Origin of the sequence: Amycolatopsis sp. NPDC049253 (assembly GCF_040678995.1) — a bacterium.
GTDB lineage: Bacteria > Actinomycetota > Actinomycetes > Mycobacteriales > Pseudonocardiaceae > Amycolatopsis.
This window is the reverse complement of record NZ_JBFAQX010000011.1, coordinates 54,766-76,520: the sequence shown is the minus strand read 5'-3', so window position 1 is coordinate 76,520 and position 21,755 is coordinate 54,766. Positions and strand designations below refer to the sequence as shown.

General features: G+C 70.4%; 12 protein-coding genes and 4 pseudogenes. 9 read left to right on the top strand and 7 right to left on the bottom strand.

Annotation, left to right across the window (positions count from 1 at the left end; genetic code table 11):
* Positions 1-573: 573 nt before the first annotated feature.
* Positions 574-1,043, top strand: a pseudogene (locus AB0K15_RS24900) (cytochrome ubiquinol oxidase subunit I).
* 83 nt (positions 1,044-1,126) lie between these two features.
* Here AB0K15_RS24900 and AB0K15_RS24895 read toward each other — a convergent pair.
* The 5 genes and pseudogenes from AB0K15_RS24895 to AB0K15_RS24875 all read right to left on the bottom strand — a co-directional run bounded on the left by AB0K15_RS24895 (position 1,127) and on the right by AB0K15_RS24875 (position 4,547).
* Positions 1,127-1,645, bottom strand: coding sequence for a hypothetical protein (locus AB0K15_RS24895; RefSeq protein WP_364054875.1), 519 nt, complete (start codon positions 1,643-1,645; stop codon positions 1,127-1,129).
* Positions 1,642-2,634: an alpha/beta hydrolase gene (locus AB0K15_RS24890; protein ID WP_364054872.1), complete on the bottom strand. Its 993-nt coding sequence runs from the start codon at positions 2,632-2,634 to the stop codon at positions 1,642-1,644. Before AB0K15_RS24890 ends, AB0K15_RS24895 begins: the two co-directional genes overlap by 4 nt.
* Entirely contained in the window at positions 2,631-3,314 is a 684-nt protein-coding gene (locus AB0K15_RS24885; RefSeq protein ID WP_364054869.1) for a hypothetical protein, read from the bottom strand. The genes AB0K15_RS24890 and AB0K15_RS24885 overlap by 4 nt, the downstream gene beginning before the upstream one ends.
* Entirely contained in the window at positions 3,314-3,616 is a 303-nt protein-coding gene (locus AB0K15_RS24880; RefSeq protein ID WP_364054866.1) for a type VII secretion target, read from the bottom strand. Before AB0K15_RS24880 ends, AB0K15_RS24885 begins: the two co-directional genes overlap by 1 nt.
* A gap of 199 nt (positions 3,617-3,815) precedes the next feature.
* Positions 3,816-4,547, bottom strand: a pseudogene (locus AB0K15_RS24875) (transposase family protein).
* A gap of 691 nt (positions 4,548-5,238) precedes the next feature.
* Between AB0K15_RS24875 and AB0K15_RS24870 the strand changes: the two are divergent.
* The 8 genes and pseudogenes from AB0K15_RS24870 to AB0K15_RS24835 form a co-directional block, all read left to right on the top strand.
* A pseudogene (locus AB0K15_RS24870) lies at positions 5,239-5,508 on the top strand (alkaline phosphatase); the annotation flags it as partial.
* Positions 5,509-5,588: 80 nt separating this feature from the next.
* Complete coding sequence (gene ndk / locus AB0K15_RS24865; RefSeq protein WP_220242889.1) at positions 5,589-5,999, top strand: nucleoside-diphosphate kinase; 411 nt, start codon at positions 5,589-5,591, stop codon at positions 5,997-5,999.
* 78 nt (positions 6,000-6,077) lie between these two features.
* The gene (locus AB0K15_RS24860; protein WP_364054863.1) at positions 6,078-6,794 is read left to right on the top strand and encodes a maleylpyruvate isomerase family mycothiol-dependent enzyme; all 717 of its coding nucleotides are present in this window, start codon (positions 6,078-6,080) and stop codon (positions 6,792-6,794) included.
* Between the two features lie 232 nt (positions 6,795-7,026).
* Positions 7,027-10,367 (top strand): annotated as a pseudogene (locus AB0K15_RS24855) (phosphodiester glycosidase family protein).
* Between the two features lie 53 nt (positions 10,368-10,420).
* On the top strand, positions 10,421-11,362 hold the full coding sequence (locus AB0K15_RS24850; protein ID WP_364054860.1) for an ABC transporter ATP-binding protein: 942 nt from the start codon (positions 10,421-10,423) through the stop codon (positions 11,360-11,362).
* Entirely contained in the window at positions 11,362-12,165 is an 804-nt protein-coding gene (locus AB0K15_RS24845) for an ABC transporter permease (RefSeq protein ID WP_364054857.1), read from the top strand. The genes AB0K15_RS24850 and AB0K15_RS24845 overlap by 1 nt, the downstream gene beginning before the upstream one ends.
* On the top strand, positions 12,165-12,998 hold the full coding sequence (locus AB0K15_RS24840) for an ABC transporter permease (protein ID WP_364054854.1): 834 nt from the start codon (positions 12,165-12,167) through the stop codon (positions 12,996-12,998). The genes AB0K15_RS24845 and AB0K15_RS24840 overlap by 1 nt, the downstream gene beginning before the upstream one ends.
* Positions 12,999-13,082: 84 nt before the next feature.
* Positions 13,083-15,014, top strand: a complete 1,932-nt coding sequence (locus AB0K15_RS24835; RefSeq protein ID WP_364054851.1) for a hypothetical protein — start codon at positions 13,083-13,085, stop codon at positions 15,012-15,014.
* A 55-nt stretch (positions 15,015-15,069) separates the two neighbouring features.
* Here AB0K15_RS24835 and AB0K15_RS24830 read toward each other — a convergent pair whose 3' ends face one another.
* Both AB0K15_RS24830 and AB0K15_RS24825 read right to left on the bottom strand, forming a co-directional pair.
* Positions 15,070-16,032, bottom strand: a complete 963-nt coding sequence (locus tag AB0K15_RS24830; RefSeq protein ID WP_364054848.1) for a LuxR C-terminal-related transcriptional regulator — start codon at positions 16,030-16,032, stop codon at positions 15,070-15,072.
* A gap of 358 nt (positions 16,033-16,390) precedes the next feature.
* Entirely contained in the window at positions 16,391-21,727 is a 5,337-nt protein-coding gene (locus AB0K15_RS24825; RefSeq protein ID WP_364054845.1) for an RHS repeat-associated core domain-containing protein, read from the bottom strand.
* Between the last annotated feature and the right edge of the window lie 28 nt (positions 21,728-21,755).

Below are 21,755 nucleotides of genomic sequence, written 5' to 3'. Positions count from 1 at the left end.
TCCGCTTGTCCTCGTGCAGTGCGACCAGATGGGCTCATCAGTGCCCGCAGCTGACCCCAGGGGGGCGTCGGGTGCTCGGGTCTACTTCTCGAGGCGGCCGTCCGACCGCGCTCTCATGGTGAGGATCGTCCTCTTCGTCTGGGGGAATTCCTCTCCGTGACGGCGTCGGGGCTCTCCAGTTGTCCGACTGCGCGACGCCGAGTTGCCGCCCGTGGGCGCACCCGCCGCGCCTGCCAGTGCCAGGCTCATCGTCGGTGTCGCTCATGACATCACCCGGTACAGATGACGTGTATGAGGTCCAGGTCCTGCCTGCGCAGTACCTTGGTGACCGGGCGTGGAGGCGCGGTGTGGCGACGGATCGGAACCCTTCCGAGTGCGCCGGCCGATGGTGACGCGTCGGCGCACCCGCTCGTGCCCGGATCCGTGCCCGCTGCCGCCGTCTCTCGCCTGGCCGGGCTCGGCGAGGTGCGCAGGGCGTGGTGACTGGCCACTGGCGGATCAGACTGCGCCGGCCTGCCGTGATTCTGGTCGCTCCGCACGCCGTGGCAGTTCGCCATCACGATCGTGTTCCACATGACGTTTCCGGCCGTCACCGTCGCTCTGTCCATTCTTCTCGCGTTCGGCTACGGCCGCTACCTACGCACGCGGGAACCGGTCTTCTGCAGATCCACCGGTGCTGGAAGCGGATCTTCGCTGTGGGGTTTCGCGCTCGGTGGGGTGGCCGGCGCCGTGATCACCTTCGAGCTCGGGTTGAGCGGGGGGCCGTTCGGTTCGGCCACGGGACCGGAGGCGGCGCCCACCATCGGCATGGAGGTGGTTACTGCGTTCTTCGTGGAGGCCGGTTTCACCGGCGTCATGCTGTGCGGCGACGGACGGGTGAACGAGCGCACCGTGTCCTCGCCTGCTGCATCGTCGCCCTGAGCACCGTGCTGTCGACGACGTGGCTCATCACGGCGAACTCGTGGATGCAGACCCCGTCGGGGTTCAGGATCGTCGGCGCGCAGTGGGACGACCACCAAGTACGTCAACTGACAACAGTCTAGCGCGTGGTCTGTCTGCGGGAACCTGACGGCCCGGCAGGGCGCCGCCCTCGTTCAAGCCCTCATCACGCGGGCGTGCTTCTGCATCACGACGCAGGCTCAGGGGTGCCGTTGGGCCAAACGCACGGCGAACTTGCACCGATGTTCAGACGCCCCTTGTCCGGGCCGGTCACAGTGCCTTCCAAGCTCATGAGGTATCCGTCACGCTGCGCATTGGCGAACAGGTCTCGCGGGCGGCTGTCGGTTTCAAGCGACCAGCCGTTCTCGCTCCACCACTTTTTGAGGCTATCGTAGTACTTGTTGTTTTGAGAACGATCCGGTCCGTCCACCCAGAAGTCGGCGCTTACGCTGATCTGACCCGTTGGCTGGTTGGAATCATCAGTGCACGGCCTTGACTCGAGCGGGCTCTCCGAAAGTTTGTACCCGGAAGGGAAGATTGCGGCAGCGGCAGCATACACTGCGGCCAGTGCTTTCTCTCGTGCTTGATCGGCGGTGTCTGTCGGCTGCATTGATGCTCCTTCGCAAGCGGTCAAAGTCAGCAGGATTAAGCTCGACGCGGCAATCGAAAAGAGCCGGTTTTGATTGCAATTCTGAGTCCAGTTCATGGTTTGTTTCCGGCGATGATGTTGCCCATGCTGCGCAAGGATGAGGACCGATCTTGCCAGTAGTCGCTATGTGAAGTAAGCGGGTTACCGGCGTCGGAGTGGAATGTTTGTCCGCCGAACCAGTCAGTGGTGGGATCGGGGCCGAGGGGGTCGACGTTGTCGAGTCCGATGTCAGGTCCGTCGAAGTTGGTGAGGGCAGGGATGGGGTCGGTGACGGATTTGGTGGAGTAGATGTGCTGGCCGACTTGGTCTTGCGGGACTCCGTCGAGATGGAGCTGGTTCGCGTGGTCGACGCCGACGCCGGGGCTGGCGACCATGACGACGTTGTCAGCGGGCAAGCCGAGGTCGCGGGCGGTTTGGCCGACGACCGTGGTGCCGTAGCTGTGTCCGATCACGGTGCTGTTCATGGGGCCGTGATGGGCGGCTCCGAGCCCGCCCTGGAAGTCGCGGAGCGGGTGTTCGGCGTTGTTAGCGAAACTGGTGCTTGCGGCGTCGGGGACGATGCTCTGCGGCGCGTTATATCCGACCCACGTAATCACGGAGGTCGACGGCGATCCCGCTTTGTTCGCTGCGGCCAACATCGCGTCTGAGCGATAGATGTCTGTGGCCATGCCGTGGTTAAGTCCGGCGGTGGTGCCGGGGACGTAGGTGGCGACGTTGTCGGCGCGATCGGGATCGCCCATGGCGATGATGGCTTGCCCGCAGTTGGCGGAGTTGATGCCCAGCAGGTATGCGGTGGGCTGCCCGGGTAGCGGGTGGTACAGCCGTTGCTTGATCTGGTCCATTCCCTTGATCTTCTCATCCAGCGCGTGCAGCTGCTTCGAGAGATCTTGGTATTGCTGTGCCTGTGCTTGCTGCTGCATCTCGCTGCCTCCCACGTGAAGGGAGCGGCTTGAAAGTTCCTCCCGCTGTCGTTTCAGTTCATCGTATTCACGGTCGAGCATGACCTTGTTCGCGCGGTCGCGGTCGGTGGCGGGCAGCCCGTTCATCGCGCCGATGGCACTGGGGCGGTCGCGGATGAGGATGTTCCTCCCCGCATCCGAGAGAGTGGCCCACCAGGCGGCGTTTTGCGACGGGTCGCGTTCGGTGGGGGCTCGGGCAGCGTGAGGCCAGGGTCTTTGATCCCGTCGGCAGCGGCTGCGGCGACGGTGGATTCGTTCCCGGTGCCGAGCTGGCCGGCTGCCGCGCGGTCGAGCACCGACGCGAGATCTGCGTCGATGTCGTTCGCGGTGCGCAGGATCTGCGTGACCTCGTCCACCAGTTGCGCGTGCGTGCGTTCCCGGTCTTCGGGGTGCTGCTCGGGCGGTGCTTGCTTGCCCGCGTAGGAGTCGGTGATGCCGCCCGCGTCGGTGATCTGGAATCCGTATTTCCGGGCCAGTTCGTCGGCGTTGGCCAAGGCGTGTTGAACTCCAGTGATGGCGTCGGCTGCCTGTCCAATGGCTTTGTCCAGCGCAGCGGCTCCGGCGGCGATCGTGTCGAGTTGCCGCATCAGGGCGCGGTGCTGTTCGGCCGCATTGTCGGCGGCCGGCCCGCTCCAGCCGTCGACGGGCAAGACCTTGCCGTAGTCGTCCCCCTTGTGGATGAGGACCTGCGTCCGGGCTTGCAAGAGCGAGCAGATTTCGTCCAGAGCACCGTGATCCCATGCGCGGACATCGGCCAGCGACACCATCAGCGCGGCTCCTGCATGGTCGGCGCGACAGAGGGGGACACCCCTGCCGCCGTGTGGTCGCCCTGTTGATACCGGTCGGCTGCCACGCCAAGGTGGTCTGCAAGGCGCTGGGCTTCGGCGCACCATTCGGTGAACGTGGTCGACAAGGCGTCCCGACAGTGCGCGGCGGCCGCCGCGGCGCTCCCGCCGGGCAGCGCGCCTGCCACCCGGCCTACCGGCTCGGCGTAGTCCGTGCCGCGCAGACTGTCCAACTTCTCGCCAGCGGCGCCGCGCAAGGCGGTCGGCACCGTCGTGAAACCCATGCTCGATCCCTCCCCGTGATCGTTCCGTCACAGGATACGGGACCGGGACCGGGCGACGCGCGCCTGTGAGCACAGTTGGGTTAACCTACCCGCCACATTTGGGCACAAGTACTCAAGCGGCAGGTGAGTAGCTCTCCTCACCTGCCGCTTCCTCGCCGCCGGTATCCCGAAGCTCGGGGAGTTGTGCAGTGAGCCCTTTTCATCCGGCGGAGAGCTCGTACTTCTTCACGACGTGGATGGCTTTGGACAGTCGGCCGGCGCGGCGGGGACCGTAGCGGAGTTTGCGGAGGATGTGCCAGGTCTGGAATTGGGCGTTGGCGCGTTCGCCTAGTCCGCGGAGGCGGGCGTAGGCGCGGTGGGCGTCTTTCTGTGACTCGGGTTTGTTGCGGCCCTTGTACGAGGTGATCACGTGTTGTCCGGTTTCGTTGTAGCCGTGGTATTCCTTGTCGCCCAAGGTGATCAGTCCGGAATTGCGTAGGGCGGCGAGGATGTTCCAGATGCGGCGGGGGTGTCGTGGGTGCTACTGGGCAGGTCGCCGGATACCCACAGCATCGTGCCGTCCGGGGAGGCGATCACCTGCAGGTTCAATCCGTGCATCTTGTGTTTGCCGCAGTAGAAGGGGCGGTCGGTGGCGATCCGGTCGATCGGGATGAGTGTGCCGTCGATGACACGTAGGCCAGGCGCTGGGTTCGCCTTCCGTGTTCGGCAGCTTCGATGCTCGCTGAGCCAGCGGTTCGACGACTTCGTTGACATAGCGCCAGCATGTCGTGGTGGAGACCGCGAATCCGGTGCCCACCTCGGCGAACGGCTCGCCATTGCGCGGGTCCACCAGCACCAGCAGTGCCTGTTGTCCTGGGTTTAGCTTGCGCCACACCGACCCGAGCCGCCTGCGGTGAGCGTGGACCAGGTCGGACACCAAGGGCAGGGTGATGTGACGACGGCAGCGCGGCCCACGTCTACGTCTCGTCCGAGCAGATCTTCTCGTCGAACATCGTCAAACGAGGCACCGACGGCATCTGCGGCACGTACGAAGGAACCGGAATGGACTGCGGATATTCGTCGACCTTCGGAGAGTGGTCTTGTGTTGGGATCGGCGTCTGCAACGGCACCTATCTCATGGATATGTGTGTCACCGGCAGTCTGCCGCCAGGATATTCTTGAACGTATTTCCCGTCCTTCTGTAGCAATATCGGCGTTCGAGACCTGCTATGTGCCGTCGGAACTGATCCGGTAGTGGTGCCCGCAGTAAACACCTAAAACTCGACAGATTTCGGTAGTCGAAACGGAAATCTTCGAATGCTGATGCTAATTTCTCGGGCGAAGCGGGGACACTGCCTCGGGGTCACCTGCCGAACCGGGGCCGGACTCGAACCACACGGTGATGAACCCGCCTACCGGCGACCACGATCCCGGCTCTGGGTCCTGCCCGACAATGGGACCGCCGGTCCAGCCAGCCTGCTCGTCGGCTTGGGAACCCGGACCGGTCAACCCCAGCTCATCGACTGTCACCCGTCGCCGGGCAGCCGCAGGCCCCTACCCGGCCAGGTTGGGGACGCGACTTTTGAGCTGCGACTCGGGGCCAGCCCGTCCGGCCCCTCGTGCGGTGCTACCCATGTGAACGCTCGCCGGACCGCGCGGCCTTCAAGGACTTCGACCCGTTCTGGGAGTTCGTGTCCGGGCCGCTCAACGCCGGCGCGTTCGGGCCCAGCGCCCTCGCCCCGACGTTCGGCCCCGAGGCGGTGTTCGTGCACGCGCCGACGACGCAGAACTCCTCGCCCGCGCAAGGGTTCCAGCACTTCGGCGAGCTGAACGTCGACGGCGGCAGCGGAGACCTGCGCGACGCGACGGGCAGGTCCCTGTGGTCCACGACGCTGCACCCGCAGGGCCGCTGACCCGGCCGAAACTCCCCGCACGCGCGGGTCGGCTAGGCTCGCGCCCGATAACACGAATCCGCACAAGGAGAAACACCGTCGTGACTGAACGCACGCTGGTCCTCGTCAAGCCCGATGGCGTCGCGCGCGGCCTCGTCGGCGAGGTCGTCTCGCGCATCGAGCGCAAGGGCCTGAAGCTGGCCGCCCTCGAGCTGCGCACCGTCGAGCGCTCGCTGGCCGAGGAGCACTACGCCGAGCACAAGGAACGTTCGTTCTTCGGCGACCTGCTGGAGTTCATCACGTCGGGGCCGCTCGTCGCGATCGCCGTGGAGGGGCCGCGCGCCATCGCCGCGTTCCGCCAGCTGGCCGGCGGCACCGACCCGGTCGAGAAGGCCACGCCGGGCACCCTGCGCGGCGACTTCGCGCTGGAGACCCAGTTCAACCTGGTGCACGGCTCCGACTCCCCGGAGTCGGCCGAGCGTGAGCTGAAGCTGTGGTTCCCGGACCTGTGAGCCGGGCTTGAATGCCGGGGCGGAGCCGAGCGGCTCCGCTCCGGCTTTTCCCGTTTCCGCCAACATTTTCGAGGTGTCATGACCCTGTCTGCCGAGGACCGCCTGGCGCACCTGCGCGCGCTCACGGCCGAGTTCGCCCAGGCCGCGAACTCCGGCACGGCGACCGCACCGGTGCCGGACTGCGCCGGCTGGACGCGCGCCGACCTCGTGACCCACCTCGGCGGCATCCACCGCTGGGCGGCGGAGATCGTGCGCACCGGCGAGCCGCAGCAACTGTCCGCCACGGACGTGCCCGGTGAGCCGGCCGAGTGGTACGCCGAGAGCGCCGCGGTGCTGCTGGCCGCCCTCGAAGCGGCCGACCCGGACGAGCAGTGCTGGCACTTCGGCGGCACCCCGAAGACGAAGGCGTTCTGGTTCCGCCGCCAGCTGCACGAGACGGCCGTGCACCTGATCGACCTCCACGGCTGCGCGGGCACCACCCCGGTCCTCGACCCCACCGTGGCCGCCGACGGCGTCGACGAGGTGCTCACCGCGCTGCTGTCGCGCATCACCCGCTGGCACGCCGTGCCGCCGCTGCCCGCGCCGCTCACGCTGCGGGCTACCGACACCGGGCACGAGTGGACGGTCGTGCCGGGGGAGCCGCCCGCGGTGGGCGAGGGCGAGGCCGCCGCCACCGTCGAGGCGACCGCGCAGGAGCTGCTGACGCTGCTGTGGAAGCGCGGCGAGGTCACGCCACGCGTCACGGGCGACGAGGAGCTGGCGCGTGCCTTCCTGAAGGCGCCGCTCACCCCCTGACCGGAACCGCCCGTTCTGAGCCATTCAGGCGGCGTTCACCCTGAATCCTTCCGCCGGCCGGGCCACTCCACTTTGCTGGGCGCAGTTACTGATCCGGCCGAAAGTAGGCCGACCCCCACGCGGCACGTAGCCGTTGCTCCGAAGCCATTTTGGCCGTGACTGTGGTCGGATTAGTAACGATCGACACAGCACTCACTCGATACTGGGGTACCTGGTGAAGAACTCACGCTCCGTGCTGCTCTGCGCCCTTTGCGCACTGTTCGCCACCGCCGTCACCGTGCCGGCGTACGGCGATCCGCTCGCCGCACCGCTCGACACCCGGCCGGTGGAAGGCGCGCCCGCGGCGTCGTCGGCCCGCGAAGCGCCGGTCACGGCCGCGGCGTCGGCCGACGACGGCCTCGAGACCAGCAGCGCCACCTCGGCCATCGCGCCCGGGCTGCGGCTCACGCAGTTCGACCGCTTCGACCCGGCCGGCTGGATCCGCGGCGACACCCTCAGCGTCGACCTCACCAGCAAGGTCCTCGAGCCCACCTACCTGAGCCCCGGCACGGTTTCCGCGCGCACACCGCTCTCGCAGCAGGTGGCGCGCACCGGCGCGGTCGCGGGCGTGAACGGCGACTTCTTCGACATCAATGCCACGGGCGCGCCCGAGGGCGTCGGCATCTCCGACGGGCAGCTGCGGACCGCGCCGGCCGCCGGGCACAACACCACCGCCGCGATCACCGACGAGGGCCGCGCGAAGCTGGCCGACATCTTCCTCGAAGCGTCGGTGCGGCTGCCGGACGGACGCAGCGTGCCGGCCACGAACTTCAACAGCCCCGTGCTGGGCAAGGACGCGCTCGGCGTCTACACGCCGCTGTGGGGTGCGTCCGCCCGGGCGACGTCGGTGGCCGGCGCGGCGCGCGTGGCCGAGGTCGAGGTTCGCGACGGCGTGGTCACGCGGGTGCGCACGCAGCCGGCCGACGGGCCGATCCCCGCGGGCAGCACGCTGCTGCTCGGCCGGGAAGCGGGCGCGGACACGCTTTCCGCGTTGAAGGCCGGCGACCGCGTCGGGGTCTCGTACGCGCCGCGCTCGGACGCCGGGAAGATCGCCGTGGCCGTCGGCGGCAACGAGGCGCTGCTGAAGGACGGCGTGCTGCAGCCGGTCGACGACACCACGCTCGCCCCGCGCACCGGCGTAGGCTTTTCCGCCGACGGCAAGCACCTGTGGCTCATGACGGTCGACGGCCGGCAGGCCGACAGCCGCGGCATGACCGAGGCCGAGCTGGGCCGCCGCCTGAAAGCCCTGGGTGCCGACGACGCCGTCAACCTCGACGGCGGCGGCTCCTCCACGCTGCTCGCGCGAGGTGAGGGCGAGTCCGCGCCGAGCGTACGCAACGCCCCCTCGGACGGCGGGGAACGGCTGGTGCCCAACGGGATCGGCATCAAGACCGTGCCCGGCAGCAGCAGGCTGACCGGCTTCGCGCCGGCGCCCGCGCAGAACACGAAGAACGCCACCCGGGTCCTTTCCGGACTGTCGCGCGTGCTCGTCGCCGACGGTCACGACGAGACCGGCGCGGCCGTCTCCGCGCACCCGCGGTGGAGCACGTCGGACCCGGGCCGCGCCACCGTGACCGACGACGTGCTCACCGGCCACGCGGACCGGAAGCACCCCGAAGCGCGCGAAGACGTCTCCGTGGTGGCCCGCGAGGGCAAGGCTTCGGGCAAGACGACCGTGTCGGTGCTCGGCACGCCGGTGCGGCTGGGCACGAGCACCGCGCAGGTCGCACTGTCCGGCGCGGGCGCGCACAGCACGTTCCAGGTCTTCGGCTACGACGCCGACGGGTACGGCACCTGGGTGGAGCCCCGTGACGTGAAGCTCGACTACGACCCCGCTGTGGTGGACGTGAAGCCCGCCGCCGACGGGTTCGAGGTCACGGCCAAGGCCGCTTCGGGCGCCTCCGCGATCACGGTGCACGCGGGCGGGCTGACCGAGCACCTGGCCGCTTCGGTGGGTACCGAGCCGCGGGTGGCGTCTCCGTTGGACGGCCCGGCCGGCTGGAGCGCGAGCGTGTACCCGGCTGTCGTCGGGGCCGCGCTGTCCCCGGCGGAGGGCGCGACGGTGGGCAGGGCCTCGCGCTCGACTACCGCCTCACCGGCACCACGGCCACGCGCGCCGCGTACGTGACCGCCGCGACGCCGCTGCCCGTGCCGGCCGGCACGCAGAAGATCGGCCTGTGGGTCGACGGCGACGGAAAGGGTGCCTGGCTGCGCGCGGAGCTCCGCGACGGGGCCGACGTGGCGTCCATTGTGGACCTCTCGCTCAGCGTCGACTGGACGGGCTGGAAGTACGTGACCGCCGCCGTGCCGGCCGGGCTGCCGGACGGTCAGCGCCTCACCCGTTTCTATGCCGTGGAGAACGTGCCGGATCAGCAGTACGAAGGTCACCTCGTGTTCGACGACCTCACCTTCGAGGTCGCGCCGGCCACGGCCGTGCCCGCCGACCCGGCCGTGCACGACCCGGCCCTGGTCACCGACGGCACGCTCGGCACCGGCGGCCTGCGGATCGCGGTGATCAGCGACGCGCAGTTCACCGCCGACGCGCCCGGCGGCCCGCTCGTGGCGCAGGCGCGCCGCGCGATGCGGGAAGCCGTGGCCGTGAAGCCGGACCTCGTGCTGATCAACGGCGACCTCGTCGACCGCGGCACCGCGCCCGACTTCGTGCTGGCGCGCAAGGTGATCACGGAAGAGCTCGACGGCAAGGTGCCGTGGTACTACGTGCCGGGCAACCACGAAGCCGAGGGCGGCAACGGCCTGGCGAACTTCCAGGCGGCCTTCGGCGCGACCCACCAGGTCGTCGACGTGCACGGCATCCGGCTGGTGCTCATGGACTCCTCGCGCGGCTCGCTGCGCGCCGGCGGGTTCGACCAGGTGCGGATGCTGCGCGACGCGCTCGACGGCGCCGCCCGCGACCGGTCGATCCGCGGCGTCGTCGTCGCGATGCACCACCCGGTGAAGGATCCGAGCCCCACAGGCAACTCGCAGCTGGGTGACCGCAAGGAAGCCGACCTGCTGCAGACGTGGCTCACGGGGTTCGAGCAGTCCTCGGGCAAGCAGGCGGCCGCGATCGCCTCGCACGCGGGCGTGTTCAGCCTGTCGCGCACCGACGGCGTGCCGTACCTGGTCAACGGCAACTCGGGCAAGACCCCCGCGGCCGCGCCGGGCGAAGGCGGGTTCGTCGGCTGGACGCTGGTGCGCGTCGACCCGTCGGCGAAGGACCAGCCGGTGCGCTTCGAGACGCGGCCGAACGTCGACGCGCTGACGCTGTCCGGGCCCGCTTCACTGCGGCGGGGCGCGAAGGCGCAGCTGACCGCGACGCTCACCCAGGCCGGGCGCGCCGTGCCGGTCGCGTACCCGGTGAGCGCGGACTGGAGCGGCTTCTTCGCCCACGTCGGGGCGGGGCGTCCGGCACCGTGGGACGTGGTGTCCTACGACCCGGCAAGCGGCGTGCTGACCGCGTTGCACCCCGGTGCCGCGCGAATCTCCTTGACGGTGAACGGCGTTTCGAGGGACCTGTCGGTCACCGTCCGCTGATCGATCGGGAAACCGGTCGAAAACTGTCGGTGCTCGGGCCTAGTGTCGTCGGGGTGGCAGAGGCAACGGCGGAACCGCCACTGGTGCAGGCGAAGGCGCTGGTGAAGCGGTTCGGTGAGTTCGAAGCGGTGCGCGGCATCGACGTCGAGGTGCGGCCGGGGGAGGCGTTCGGCTTCCTCGGGCCCAACGGCGCCGGGAAGTCGTCGACGATGCGGATGATCGCGTGCGTGTCGCCGCGCACCGACGGTGACCTGCGCGTGCTGGGCATGGACCCGGACGTCGACGGGCCACGTATCCGCGCGCGCCTGGGTGTCGTGCCGCAGGAGGACAACCTCGACGTCGAGCTCACGGTGCGGCAGAACCTGCACCTCTACGGGCGGTACTTCGGGCTGTCGCGGGCGCACGTGCGCGCGAAGGCCGAGGAGCTGATGGAGTTCGCGCAGCTGAGCGACCGCGCGGAGAAGCCGGTCGATTCGCTGTCGGGCGGCATGAAGCGGCGGCTCACCATCGCGCGATCGCTGGTGAACGACCCGGAGCTGCTGCTGCTCGACGAACCCACCACGGGCCTCGACCCGCAGGCCCGGCACCTGCTGTGGGACCGGCTGTTCCGGCTCAAGGCCCGGGGCACCACGCTGATCGTCACCACGCATTACATGGACGAAGCAGAACAGCTCTGCGACCGGCTCGTCGTCATGGACGGCGGCCGGATCGCCGCCGAGGGCTCGCCCGCCGAGCTGATCGCGCGGTACTCCACCCGCGAGGTCGTGGAGCTGCGGTTCGCGCCGGGCGAACAGCAGACCGCGGCCTCGGCGGTCGAGGACCTGGCCGAGCGCGTCGAGGTCCTGCCCGACCGCGTGCTGCTGTACACGATGGCGGGTGAGGCGACCCTGGAACGCGCCCACGAGCGCGGCCTGCGTCCGGTCTCCAGCCTGGTGCGGCGCAGCTCCCTGGAGGACGTGTTCCTCCGGCTGACCGGCCGGACGTTGGTGGACTGATGACGGTAGCCTCGACCGGCCGCGTCGTCGGTCCCTGGCACGGCGCGTGGCTGCGCGTCGAGGGCCACTGGATGTGGTACCGGCGCCACTGGGTGAGCACGCTGTACTCCACGGGCCTGCAACCGGTGCTCTTCCTCGCCGCCATGGGTCTCGGCTTCGGCTCCCAGGTGCAGGCGGGCCCGGCGACGGGCGGCGTGTCGTACCTCGTCTACGTCGCCCCGGCGCTGCTCGTCTCGGGTGCGGCTCAGCTGGGCGTCGGCGACTCGACGTACCCCGTCATGTCGGGCTTCAAGTGGCAGAAGGACTACGTGGCGGTCACGGCCACCCCCGTGTCCCCCGGCCAGCTCGTCGGCGCGCACTTCATCTGGACGGGCCTGAAACTCACCCTCGCCAGCGCGATCTACGCGCTCATCGCCGTGTTCTTCGGCGCGTGGCAGAACTTCGGCGCCCTGGTGGTGATCCTCGTCGGCACCCTCACGGGCCTGGCGTGCGCGGCCCCGATGACGGCCCTGGCCGCCAAGACCTTCGACGAGGGCCAGCGCTTCGGGCTGCTCTTCCGCTTCGTGGTGATGCCGATGACACTGTTCTCCGGCACGTTCTTCCCCATCACGCAGATCCCGCTGTACCTGCGCTGGCTCGCCTGGCTCTCCCCGCTGTGGCACGGCACGCAGCTCGCCCGCGCCGGCACCCTCGGCGGCGTCGGCGGGCTCGCGGTGCTCGGGCACGCGGCGTATCTGGTCGCTCTCGTGGTGGTCGGCTGGGCACTGGCCCACCGCTGGTTCTACCGCCGGCTGGTGGCGTGATGACCGACGTCCGAGCTCCCGAGTTCCAGCGCCGCGGCCTGCTCATCCGGGTCCTCCCGCCGGGCATGTACAGCGGCCGGGCCGGCGCCCTGATCGAGCGGGCGATCACCGTCTACGGGCGGTCGTGGACGATCCTGCTGTCCGGCGCGCTCGAGCCGTTGTTCTACCTGCTCGCGTTCCAGGTCGGGTTCGGCAAACTGGTCCAGACCGTGCCGGGGCCGGACGGGCGGCCGATGAGCTACGTCGCGTTCGTGGCACCGGCGCTGCTGGCGTCGTCGGCGATGAACGGGGCCGTGTTCGAGAGCACGTACAACCTGTTCTTCAAGCTGCGCTACGCGAAGACCTACGACGCGATGCTCGCCACCCCGATCGGCCCGCTCGACGTCGCGCTGGGGGAGATCGGCTGGGCCATGCTGCGCGGCGGCCTGTACTCGGTGGCGTTCATGGCCGTCACCGGCGCGATGGGGCTGCTCACGTCGTGGTGGGCGCTGCTGCTCCTGCCGGTGGCGCTGCTGGTGTCGTTCGCGTTCTCGGCCATCAGCATCACGCTCGTGAGCTACCTGAAGTCGACGTCGCAGTTCGACTACATCCAGCTCGTGCTGATGCCGATGTTCCTGTTCTCCACCACGTTCTTCCCGATCACGGTCTACCCCGAGGCGCTGCAGTGGCTGGTCCGGTGTTTGCCGCTGTACCACGGCATCGAGCTCATGCGCGGCCTCGCCACGGGCTTCTTCTCGTGGAGCATGGCGGGCAACCTCGCCTACCTGCTGGTGCTCGCGGCGATCGGGGTCTGGGGGTCGACGCGGCGGATCGCGAAGCTCCTGCTGACCTGACCCGGGTGTCCAAAGTGCGACCTGTCGTATTTCGGCCAGGGCGAAGATCGTGACGCCGCGCCCGGACTGCCCCAGGCTGACCGGATGCACGGAAGACCTCTGAAGCTGGCCGCGTTCACCGCCGGCTTGTCCCTCGCACTGGCCGTTCCCGCCCTGGCCGAGCCCGCGCACGCACAGCCGTGGCAGCTCGTCGGCCCGAACAGCGCCGGCGGGCACCTCGCGTTCACGCCTGATGCGCCGGCGCGGCTGTACGTGCTGCCCGACAGCGGCCGCGCCGTCTACCGCACCGACGACCACGGTGACACCTGGACCACGCCGGGTCCGTTGGGCGCCAACGGCACCGCGATCGCGGCCGATCCGCGCGACGGGTCGGTCGTGTACGTCGCCGCCACCGACCCGGCCACGGGCACCGGCGAGGTGCTGCGCAGCGACGACGCGGCGCGCACGTTCCGCGCAGTCGCCACCAGCCCGGGCCTGCTCGTGTCCGTGGTGGTCTCGCCTTCGGGCGAGGACGCCTTCGCGGCGGGCGACGACGGCGTGCTCACCAGCACCGACCACGGCCGCCACTGGGCGAAGCTCCCGGGCGCGCCGGCAGGCGTCACCGACCTCGCCCTCGACGGCGACCACCTGTTCCTGGCCACCGGCAGCGAAATCCACGTCGTGGACGACGCGCTGGGACACCCGCGCACGCCGCGCAAGCTCTCGGTGCCCGGTACGCCGTACCTCTCGAACCTGGCCGCGGCGGACGGCATCGTGGTCGGCTCGGGCGTGCTCGGCAGCGCCGTGTTCTCCACCGACGGCGGCCGGACGTTCCGCACCCTGGCCGGTCCGTGGGGCGCCGACGACGCGATGGCGTTCACCGGTTTGACCCCGGCCGGTGAGCTCGAAGTCCAGTCCATCGCGTCGTCGCGGCCCGACGGCAGCGCGGGCGCCCGCGACGTCTGGGTCAGCCGCGACCGCGGCCGCACGTGGACCGACCGCCCGGCGGCGACCGGCGCGATCGACCTCTACTCCGAGATCGGCAGCTTCCCCGACCGCCCGCGCGATCAGGTCGTCGCGGCGGCCGCGGGGATCTTCACCACACGGGACTCGGTCACGTTCCGACGCATCGGGGTGCCCGCCAGCCAGGTCGACGCGCTCGCGAGCGTCGGCCCGGCGCTCGTCGCGGCCACGAGCAGTGGCACCTACCGCTCGACGGCGCCGTTCGCGGCACACCTCCCGCGCGGCTACCAGGACTGGGGCTGGACCGGCCAGGCCCCGGACACCTTGGGCAACTCCGTCGGCGCCCTCGCGGCAATCTCGGCGAAGGCCGTGCTTCGCGTGCGGCAGGGCTACTGCGAGGTCGACTGCTTCACCGTCGAAAGCTCCGGCGACGGCGGCACGACGTGGCAGCGGCTCGCGACCGTACCGGGCAACTCCCGGACGCTGGCCGTCGATCCGCGCGACCCCGACACGGTGTACGTGGGCAGCTACCTCACGCCCGCCGTCTACACGAGCCACGACGGCGGCCGCACGCTGACGCAGCACGCGCTCGCCGGTCTCGACGGCGTGCAGTCGATCGCCGTCGACCCGCGTTCTCGCGGTGCCCTGTGGATCGGCGACGTCACCGGCCTCTACCGCAGCACCGACGGCGGCGCGACCGCGCGGAAATTCTTCGACGGCGAGGTCGCCCACGTGACGGTCGACCCGCGCGACGCCCGCCACGTCGTGGTCACCGGCGACGGCTTCGTCAAGGTCACCACCGACGGCGGTGCCACCTTCCGCCCCGCGGCCGGCCTCGGCACCGCCGGCTACTCCGACGCCACCTTCACCCGCGACGGCACCCTGTACGTCTCTTCCGCCGACAAGTACGAGCCCGGCGCCGGCGTCCTGTTCAGCCATGACGGCGGCCGCCACTTCACCTCGCTGCCCACGCAGCCGGCCGACCACGACGTCCGCACCCTCCTGCCCTCAGCCGATGGTCGCTGGCTCCTCGCCGGCACGGGCGCGGGCGTCTACCGCCTGCCCCTGCGGTGATCCACGGGGCCGGATGTCCACAGTGGACACCCGGCCCCGTGTCCTCAATGGACATTCAGGCGTCGAGCCAGCCGAGTTTCGCGACCTGCCACGCCAGCTGCATCCGGCTCTGCGCGTCGGCGCGCTGCATCAGGTCCTGCAACCTCCGCTGGACCGTGCGATGGCTCACCCCGAGGTGCTTCGCTATCGACTTGTCGCTCACGCCACCGACGAGCAGCGACAGCAGCCGCCGCTCGTCGGCCGACAGCGGGGCGTCGGCGGGGACGCCGTCGATGCGCAGGGGAGACGCGCGTTCCCAATAGCTCTCGAACAGCGCCACCAGCCCGGTCACCAGGCTGCTGCCCAGCACGAGCGCGGCGGTCGGTTCGCCCGTGGTCTCGTCGTCGGCGAGCGGGCACAGCGCGAGCGCCCGGTCGGCCACGGCGAGGCGAACGGGCAGTTTCGCGATGGTCCGAGCCCGTTCGCCCAGGCGGATGCCCTCGGCGAGGCCCGCGATCGCGCCCGGTTCCTCGAGCAGCGCGGTCTCGTACAGCACCCGGAAGCGCACGCCGCGGGCCAAGGCGCGGAACTCCTCGTCGTTCTCGGTGGCCGGCATGGCGATGGGCGCCTCGCGGCAGAACCACAGCACCTCCTCGCGCGCATCGCGCTGGAGGCTCAGCGCCTGCTGCCGGATCGCCTCCGCGCCGGTGACGACCTCGACCAGCCGCGACGAATCGCGCCGCCGCGCGCTGTCGCGGAACTGCTCGGCCAGCTCCGTCACGGCGGCGCGGGCGCGCTCGAGTTCCGACTGGCCGTGGCGCAGCAACGGCCCGAGCGAGACATCGGGCGGCGCCGGCACGTAGTGCTCGCCGGTGCGGCTCACGAGCCGCTTGGCCACGAGCGAGCCGAGCACCCGCTCGACGTCGGCCACGGCGAGCCCCAGCCGCGCGGCCACCTCGCCGGCCGCGGCGCGATAGCCCCCCACGAGCACACGGAACACCCGCTCCTCGTCGGCGGTCAGGCCGAGCGCTTCGAGCACCGGACCTCCTCTCGCCCGTCAGTGGAACCGCGTCCGGGCTGCCCTCAGGCGGACCGGATGCACGGAAGACCTCTGAAGGCGGCCACGTCCGCCGCCGGCTTGTCGCTCGCCCTGGCCGTCGGCGCTGTCGCTGCTGCGCTGTTCTGCTTCGACCCAGCCCGGCCGCGCACAGCCGTGACAGCTCGTCGGCCCGAACAGCACCGGCCGTCGGAACGTCACCACCCGGGAGGCGGTGACGTTCCGGCGCGTCGGTGTGCCCGACACCGAAGTCGGCGCGTTCGCGAGCGCGCCGGCCAAGACCGTGCCGCGCGTACGTCGCTGCTACGTCGAAGCGGTGCTGCTGCCCGGACCGGCCGGCTCACGGCCAGCCGGCACCCGAACCTCCGCCGTAGGATCCGCCTCCGCCGCTGTAGGACCCGCCACCGCCGTAGGACCCACCGCCGCTGTAGGGCCCGTAGCCCGACTGCGGGTACGAACCGCCGGGGTACGGAGCCGACTGCCCCGGCGCGAGGTACCCGTTGTACCCGGCGGGCGGCGGCGGGTACCCGGCCGTCGAGCTGCTCGCGTACGAGCTCGGATACGGGGCGGTCGAGCTGCTGGCGTAGGGGCTCGAGTACCCGCCACCGCCCATCGGCGGCGGGTTGTGCGGGACCACCGGCGCGGGCGGCGGCAGCGGGTTCTGTGGCACGACCGGCCCGTGCGGACCGTAGTAGACATTGCCGTTCGCTTGCACGTACCCGCCCGGCGGCAGCGCCGGACCCTGCGTCAGCTGGTACGACGGCCACGGTCCACCCGTCTTGCGGAAGTTGGGGTGGTTCTGGTCCCAGTATTCGCCGTGCGCCTGGTTGTACGGGCCGGGCCGCTCATAGGCGGGATCCTTGGAACCGCTGCCCGAGGAAGAGTGCCTCTCCTCGATGCCGTGGTAGTAGTCAGTCCGCCTGTTGTCGGCCAGGTTTTCCGTCCGGCGCTTCCACATGCCCTCCTCGTTCCAGTGTTGTCCCGCGGAGGTCGCGTGCCCCAGCACGCCGTCGCCGTGACCCATGATCGGCGTGTCGGGTAGGCCGGTGTTCGTTTTGGTGTTGAACTGCGTGGTTTCCAGCCAATGCTTGTACCCGGTCTTGTCCAGGATCTTGCCGGTGCTCGGGTCGACGATGTCGGACGGGGGCTTCGTCACGGCGGCGTCGACCCAGTGGGGCACCATGTTCTGGTGGTCGTGGGGAGGGTTCACGAACCCTGCGGCGTACCGGTTGGGCTTCTCGGCGTGCGCGCCGCCCGGGGCCAGTTCGAGGTACGGCCTGCCGCCGGGGGAGTACTTGTAACTCGGCTCCGCCGACGAGCTGGAAGTGGTGCCGGAAGTCTTCTTTCCCTTCCCCTTCGAGCACGCCTTGGGCATCAGCCCGAGCGGGTCGGTCAGCACGTGGGGATTCTCGACGAACGCGTGCTGGTTGGGGCCGCCGTCGAGGCCGATCGGGTCCGGGCTGAGGTAGCGGGCGAGAACCGGGTCGTAGTAGCGGTGGAAGTTGTAGTGCAGGCCGGTTTCGCGGTCGAAGTACTGGCCCTGGAACCGCAGCGGGGTGTCCACGGTGGACTGCGGCGCCGCGGTGACGCTGCCCCACACGGTGGCGTGGGCGTGCCAGGCGACGGCGCCGTGCTCGTCGACCAGCTCCGCGGGCGCGCCGGCCTGGTCGGTCACGATGGCGTGGAACCGCGCGTCGATCCACTCCTGGGCGTGGTTCTGCCGGCGCTGCCGCTGCAGGAGCGGGGTGAAGCTGTCGGGTTCGTAGTCCCACACCGTGACGTCGAGCCCGTCCGCCACGGTGCGGGCCTGCTCGACCAGCACCTCGCCGTCCCAGGTGAAGTCGGTGCGGTCGAGCACGGTCGTGCCGTCGGGACCGAGGTGTTCCTTCGCGATGCGGCGGCCGAGGGCGTCGTAGCGGTAGCGCCACTGCGTGCCGTCGGACAGCGCGACGCCGGTCAGGTGGTTCTGGAAGTCCCAGGTGAAGCGGGATTCCTGGCCGGTCGCAGTGCGGCGCAGCACCATCCGCCCGCGGTTGTCGTGCCCGTAGCGGGTGCCGCCGGCTGCGGTGACGACCGTGCCGGCCATCGCGCGGGGACCGAGCGCGTCCTGGTCGGTCGCGGTCGGCCAGGCACCGTCGACGACGTTGCCCGCCGCGTCGTAGGCGTAGCGCTCGTTCCAGCCGGGACCCTGCACGCCGGTGACCCGGCCACGCTGGTCGAGCCCGAACGCGCGGGGGCCGGTGAGCTGGTCCTCGACGCCGGTCAGCCGGCCGTCCGGGCGGTAGCGGTACGCCCGCTGCTGGGCGGGGCGGCCCGTCGGGTCGGTGAGGGTCTGGCCCGCCAGCTGGGAGTTCGGTGTCCAGGTCTGGGCCAGCGCCGCGCCCGAGTCGAGCGTCTGGCGGGTCACGCGTCCGGCCGGGTCGTACTCGAACCGCAGGGCGTGGCCGTCGGCGCGCACGGCCACCGGCCCGTCCGCGGTGCCGTACTCCCACACGGTTTCCGCGCCCGACGGGGTCACGCGCCGCACGCGCCGGCCCAGGCGGTCGTGGAACGAGAACACCGTGCGCCCGTTCACGGTCTCGGCGAGCACGCGGCCGGTGGCGTCGCGCTGGAACTCCACGCGGCTGTCGGCGTTCTCGGCGGTCAGCAGGTGCCCGCCCGGGCTGTAGGTGTAGCGGGTGGCCTCGTCGCCGCAGCTGCGTTCCACGATGCGGCCCAGCGCGTCGTACCGGATCGCGATGGGCTGCCCGCCGTCGGTCTGCTGCTCGACGACCTGGCCCGCCGCGTCGTAGCGGTAGCTCGTGGCAACGCCGGAGAAGTCCGTCTGCCGCACCAGGTTCCCGGCGCCGTCGTAGTGGCGGCGCCAGACCCGGCCCTGCTCGTCGGTCGCCGCGACCAGGCGCAGCTGCGAGTCGTACTCGAACTGCACGCGGGTGCCGTCGGGGCGGATCTGCGCCGAGGGCAGGTCGCCGTGGGTGATCTCCGACCACGTCGTGGTGCCCACGGCGCTGGTGTGCGTGCGGTTGTTGTCCTCCGCGTCGTACAGCCACTGCTCGACGGACCCGTCGGCGCGCCGGTGCCACGTCATCGCCCCGCTGACGGTGTAGCCGAACTGCTCGACCCCGCCGAGCGGGTCCACGACGCCCACCGTGCGGCCGAACTGGTCACGCTGGTAGCTGGTGGTCGCGCCGGTGGCGTCGGTGATCGCGGCGGGCAGGCCGGCGAACCCGGGCGCGATCCGCGTGACACCGCCCGCGGCGTCGGTGATCGAGGTGAGGTTGCCGGCCTCGTCGTAGGTGTAGGCCGTCTCCGTGCCCGCCGGGTCGACGTGCTTGAGCAGGTTGCCGCGCTCGTCGTACTCCCAGCGGGTCACCACGCCAGGAGCCTCGGTCATGGCCAGCGGCAGCCCGAGTCCGTTGCGTTCGAAGGTGAGCTCGCCGCCGTCCGGGCGCACGACGCGCACCACGTTGCCGGCTTCGTCGTAGGTGTAGGAAGTCGTGCGCCCCAACGGATCGACCCGGCGCAGCAGCTGGTCGTGCGCGGTCCACTCCGAGGTCGTCACGCCGCCGAGCGGATCGACCTCGCGCACCACCTGCCCGGCGGCGTTGAGGTGGAACTCGTGCCGGTGGCCGTCGGCGTCGGTCGAGTAGGTGATCCGGTTCTCGGTGTCGTACTCCAACGTGCCCGACAGGAACCCGCCGGCGCCCTCGGTCCGCACGCAGCGGCCGGCGGCGTCGAAGGTGTAGCGGTACCAGGATTCATTGCGGTCGAGCCACGCCACGACCCGGCCGGCGTCGTCGTACTCGTAGCGGAACGGCAGCCCGGAGCTGTTGACGACGGCCGTCAGACGGCCGCCGGTGTAGGCGTAACGGGCCAGCTCGACTTCCGAGCCGTCCGGGCCCGGCGAGAACAGGCCGGTGACCAGCCCGGCGTTCGTCTCGATCCGGATGGTGTGCCCGCCGCTGTGGCGCAGGCCGAGCGGAATGCCGGCCTCGTCGAAGTCGAACTCGATGCGGTTGCCGTTGCGGTCGCTGACGGCCGAGATCGGCAGCACGCCCTCGCCCGGGGCGAAGTAGCGCGCGACGGACGCGGCGGCGTCGTCGATCAGGTAGCCGCCGTTGTCCAGGCGGGTGATCGAGCGCCGCGGTCCTTGCTCCGCGCGCGTCCACCCGTCGACCGAAGGGTGGCCGAAGCGCTGGATGACCCCGTCGGCCGAGGCGAACGACACGCCTTCGTCGTCGACCTCCAGCCGCTGGTCCACTGTGGACACCCAGCTCGAGCCGAAGAACCGGCCCGCGCGGAACGACGAGAAGTGCGTGCGCTCGAACAGCAGCGGCAACGTGCCCGCGAACTCGGCGTCGATCTCGGGCAGCACCATCTGCCCGGTCGAGACGTCGATCGGGTCGTTCACGCACCGCGTGTTGTCCATCGAGCGCGGGTTCTCACCCTGGTCCTTCAACGGCGGCGTGGTGTCCGGCTTCGCCGGTCCGGCGCCCGCGGGCCCGTCGTCGAGCCCGCGCGACGCCGGCGCCCCGTCGGTCTTCAGTGGCGGCGGGGTGCCGCCACCGCCGGTGGAGCCGCCACCGCCGGAGCTGGAGGCGTGGGTGGTGTCGTCGCCGCTCTTGGATCCCGGCGGTGGGGTGTAGTCCTTGGCGTCGCCGCTGTAGCCCGACGCCGTGGTGGAGTCGTCGCCGCTCGATTTGCCGGGTGGTGGGGTGTAGTCCTTGGCGTCGCCGGTGTACCCGGAGGCCGTGGTGGTGTCGTCGCCGCTGGATTTGCCCGGCGGGGGTGTGTAGTCCTTGGGTGTGCCTTCGTAGCCGCCGCCCTTGGGGGCGCCGCCGCCGTCGCCGCCGGGGGTCTTGCCGGGTGGGGCCTTGGGGGTGCCGGAGAGGTCTTTGGTCTTGGGCGGCGGGGCGACTTTGCCGCCCTTGAGGCCTTTGAACGCCTTCCCGGCGTCCTCGAACAGCGTCCCGGCCTTCTTCAGCAGCGGCACCAGCGCCTTGAGCGCTTTCACCAGTTTCGTGACCAGGCCGGTGATCTGTGAGGCGGTTTTCGCGACCGCGCTGACGACCTGCGGGACGACCCAGGCCAGCCCGATGCCGAGGGTGAACACGACCTGCAGTGCCCAGCTGATCATGTGGCCGACCAGCTCGGAGATGATGTCGCGCACCAGGGTGCGGACCGCGGCCACGACCTCACCGGCGGTCTTCACTCCGGACGAGGCGCCTTCACAGCCTTTCTGCGCCGCTTGCAGCGACGTCGCCAGGTCCTGTCCGCGCTGCCGGTAGGCGTCCGAGGCGGATCCGGACCAGGACTGCAGGTCGGCGTTGATCGCGTCGGCCAGGTCGGAGGAGACGCTGCCCAGTTCCTTGGCGACGTTCGCCCAGGTCTCCGACTGGGCTTTGATCTGATCGGCGTTGCCGGTCAACGCGTTGAGCGCGTCCTTGAGCGGGCCGACGTGCTCCATCAGCCAGGAGACGCCGGCCGCCAGGATCGCCCCGAACGGGTCCATCGCCATCGACAGCGCGTCCAGTGCCGTGCCGACCGCGCCCATCGCCACCGACGCCCAGTCACCCGACTCGATGGCCGACGACAGGTCGTTCGCGGTCTCCAGGAGCGAAATGCCGGAATAGGCCTTCGTCGAGTCCTGAGTGGGCGCAATTAGGGGATTGGTCATGACGAAGACACCTTTTGTCGACCCGGCG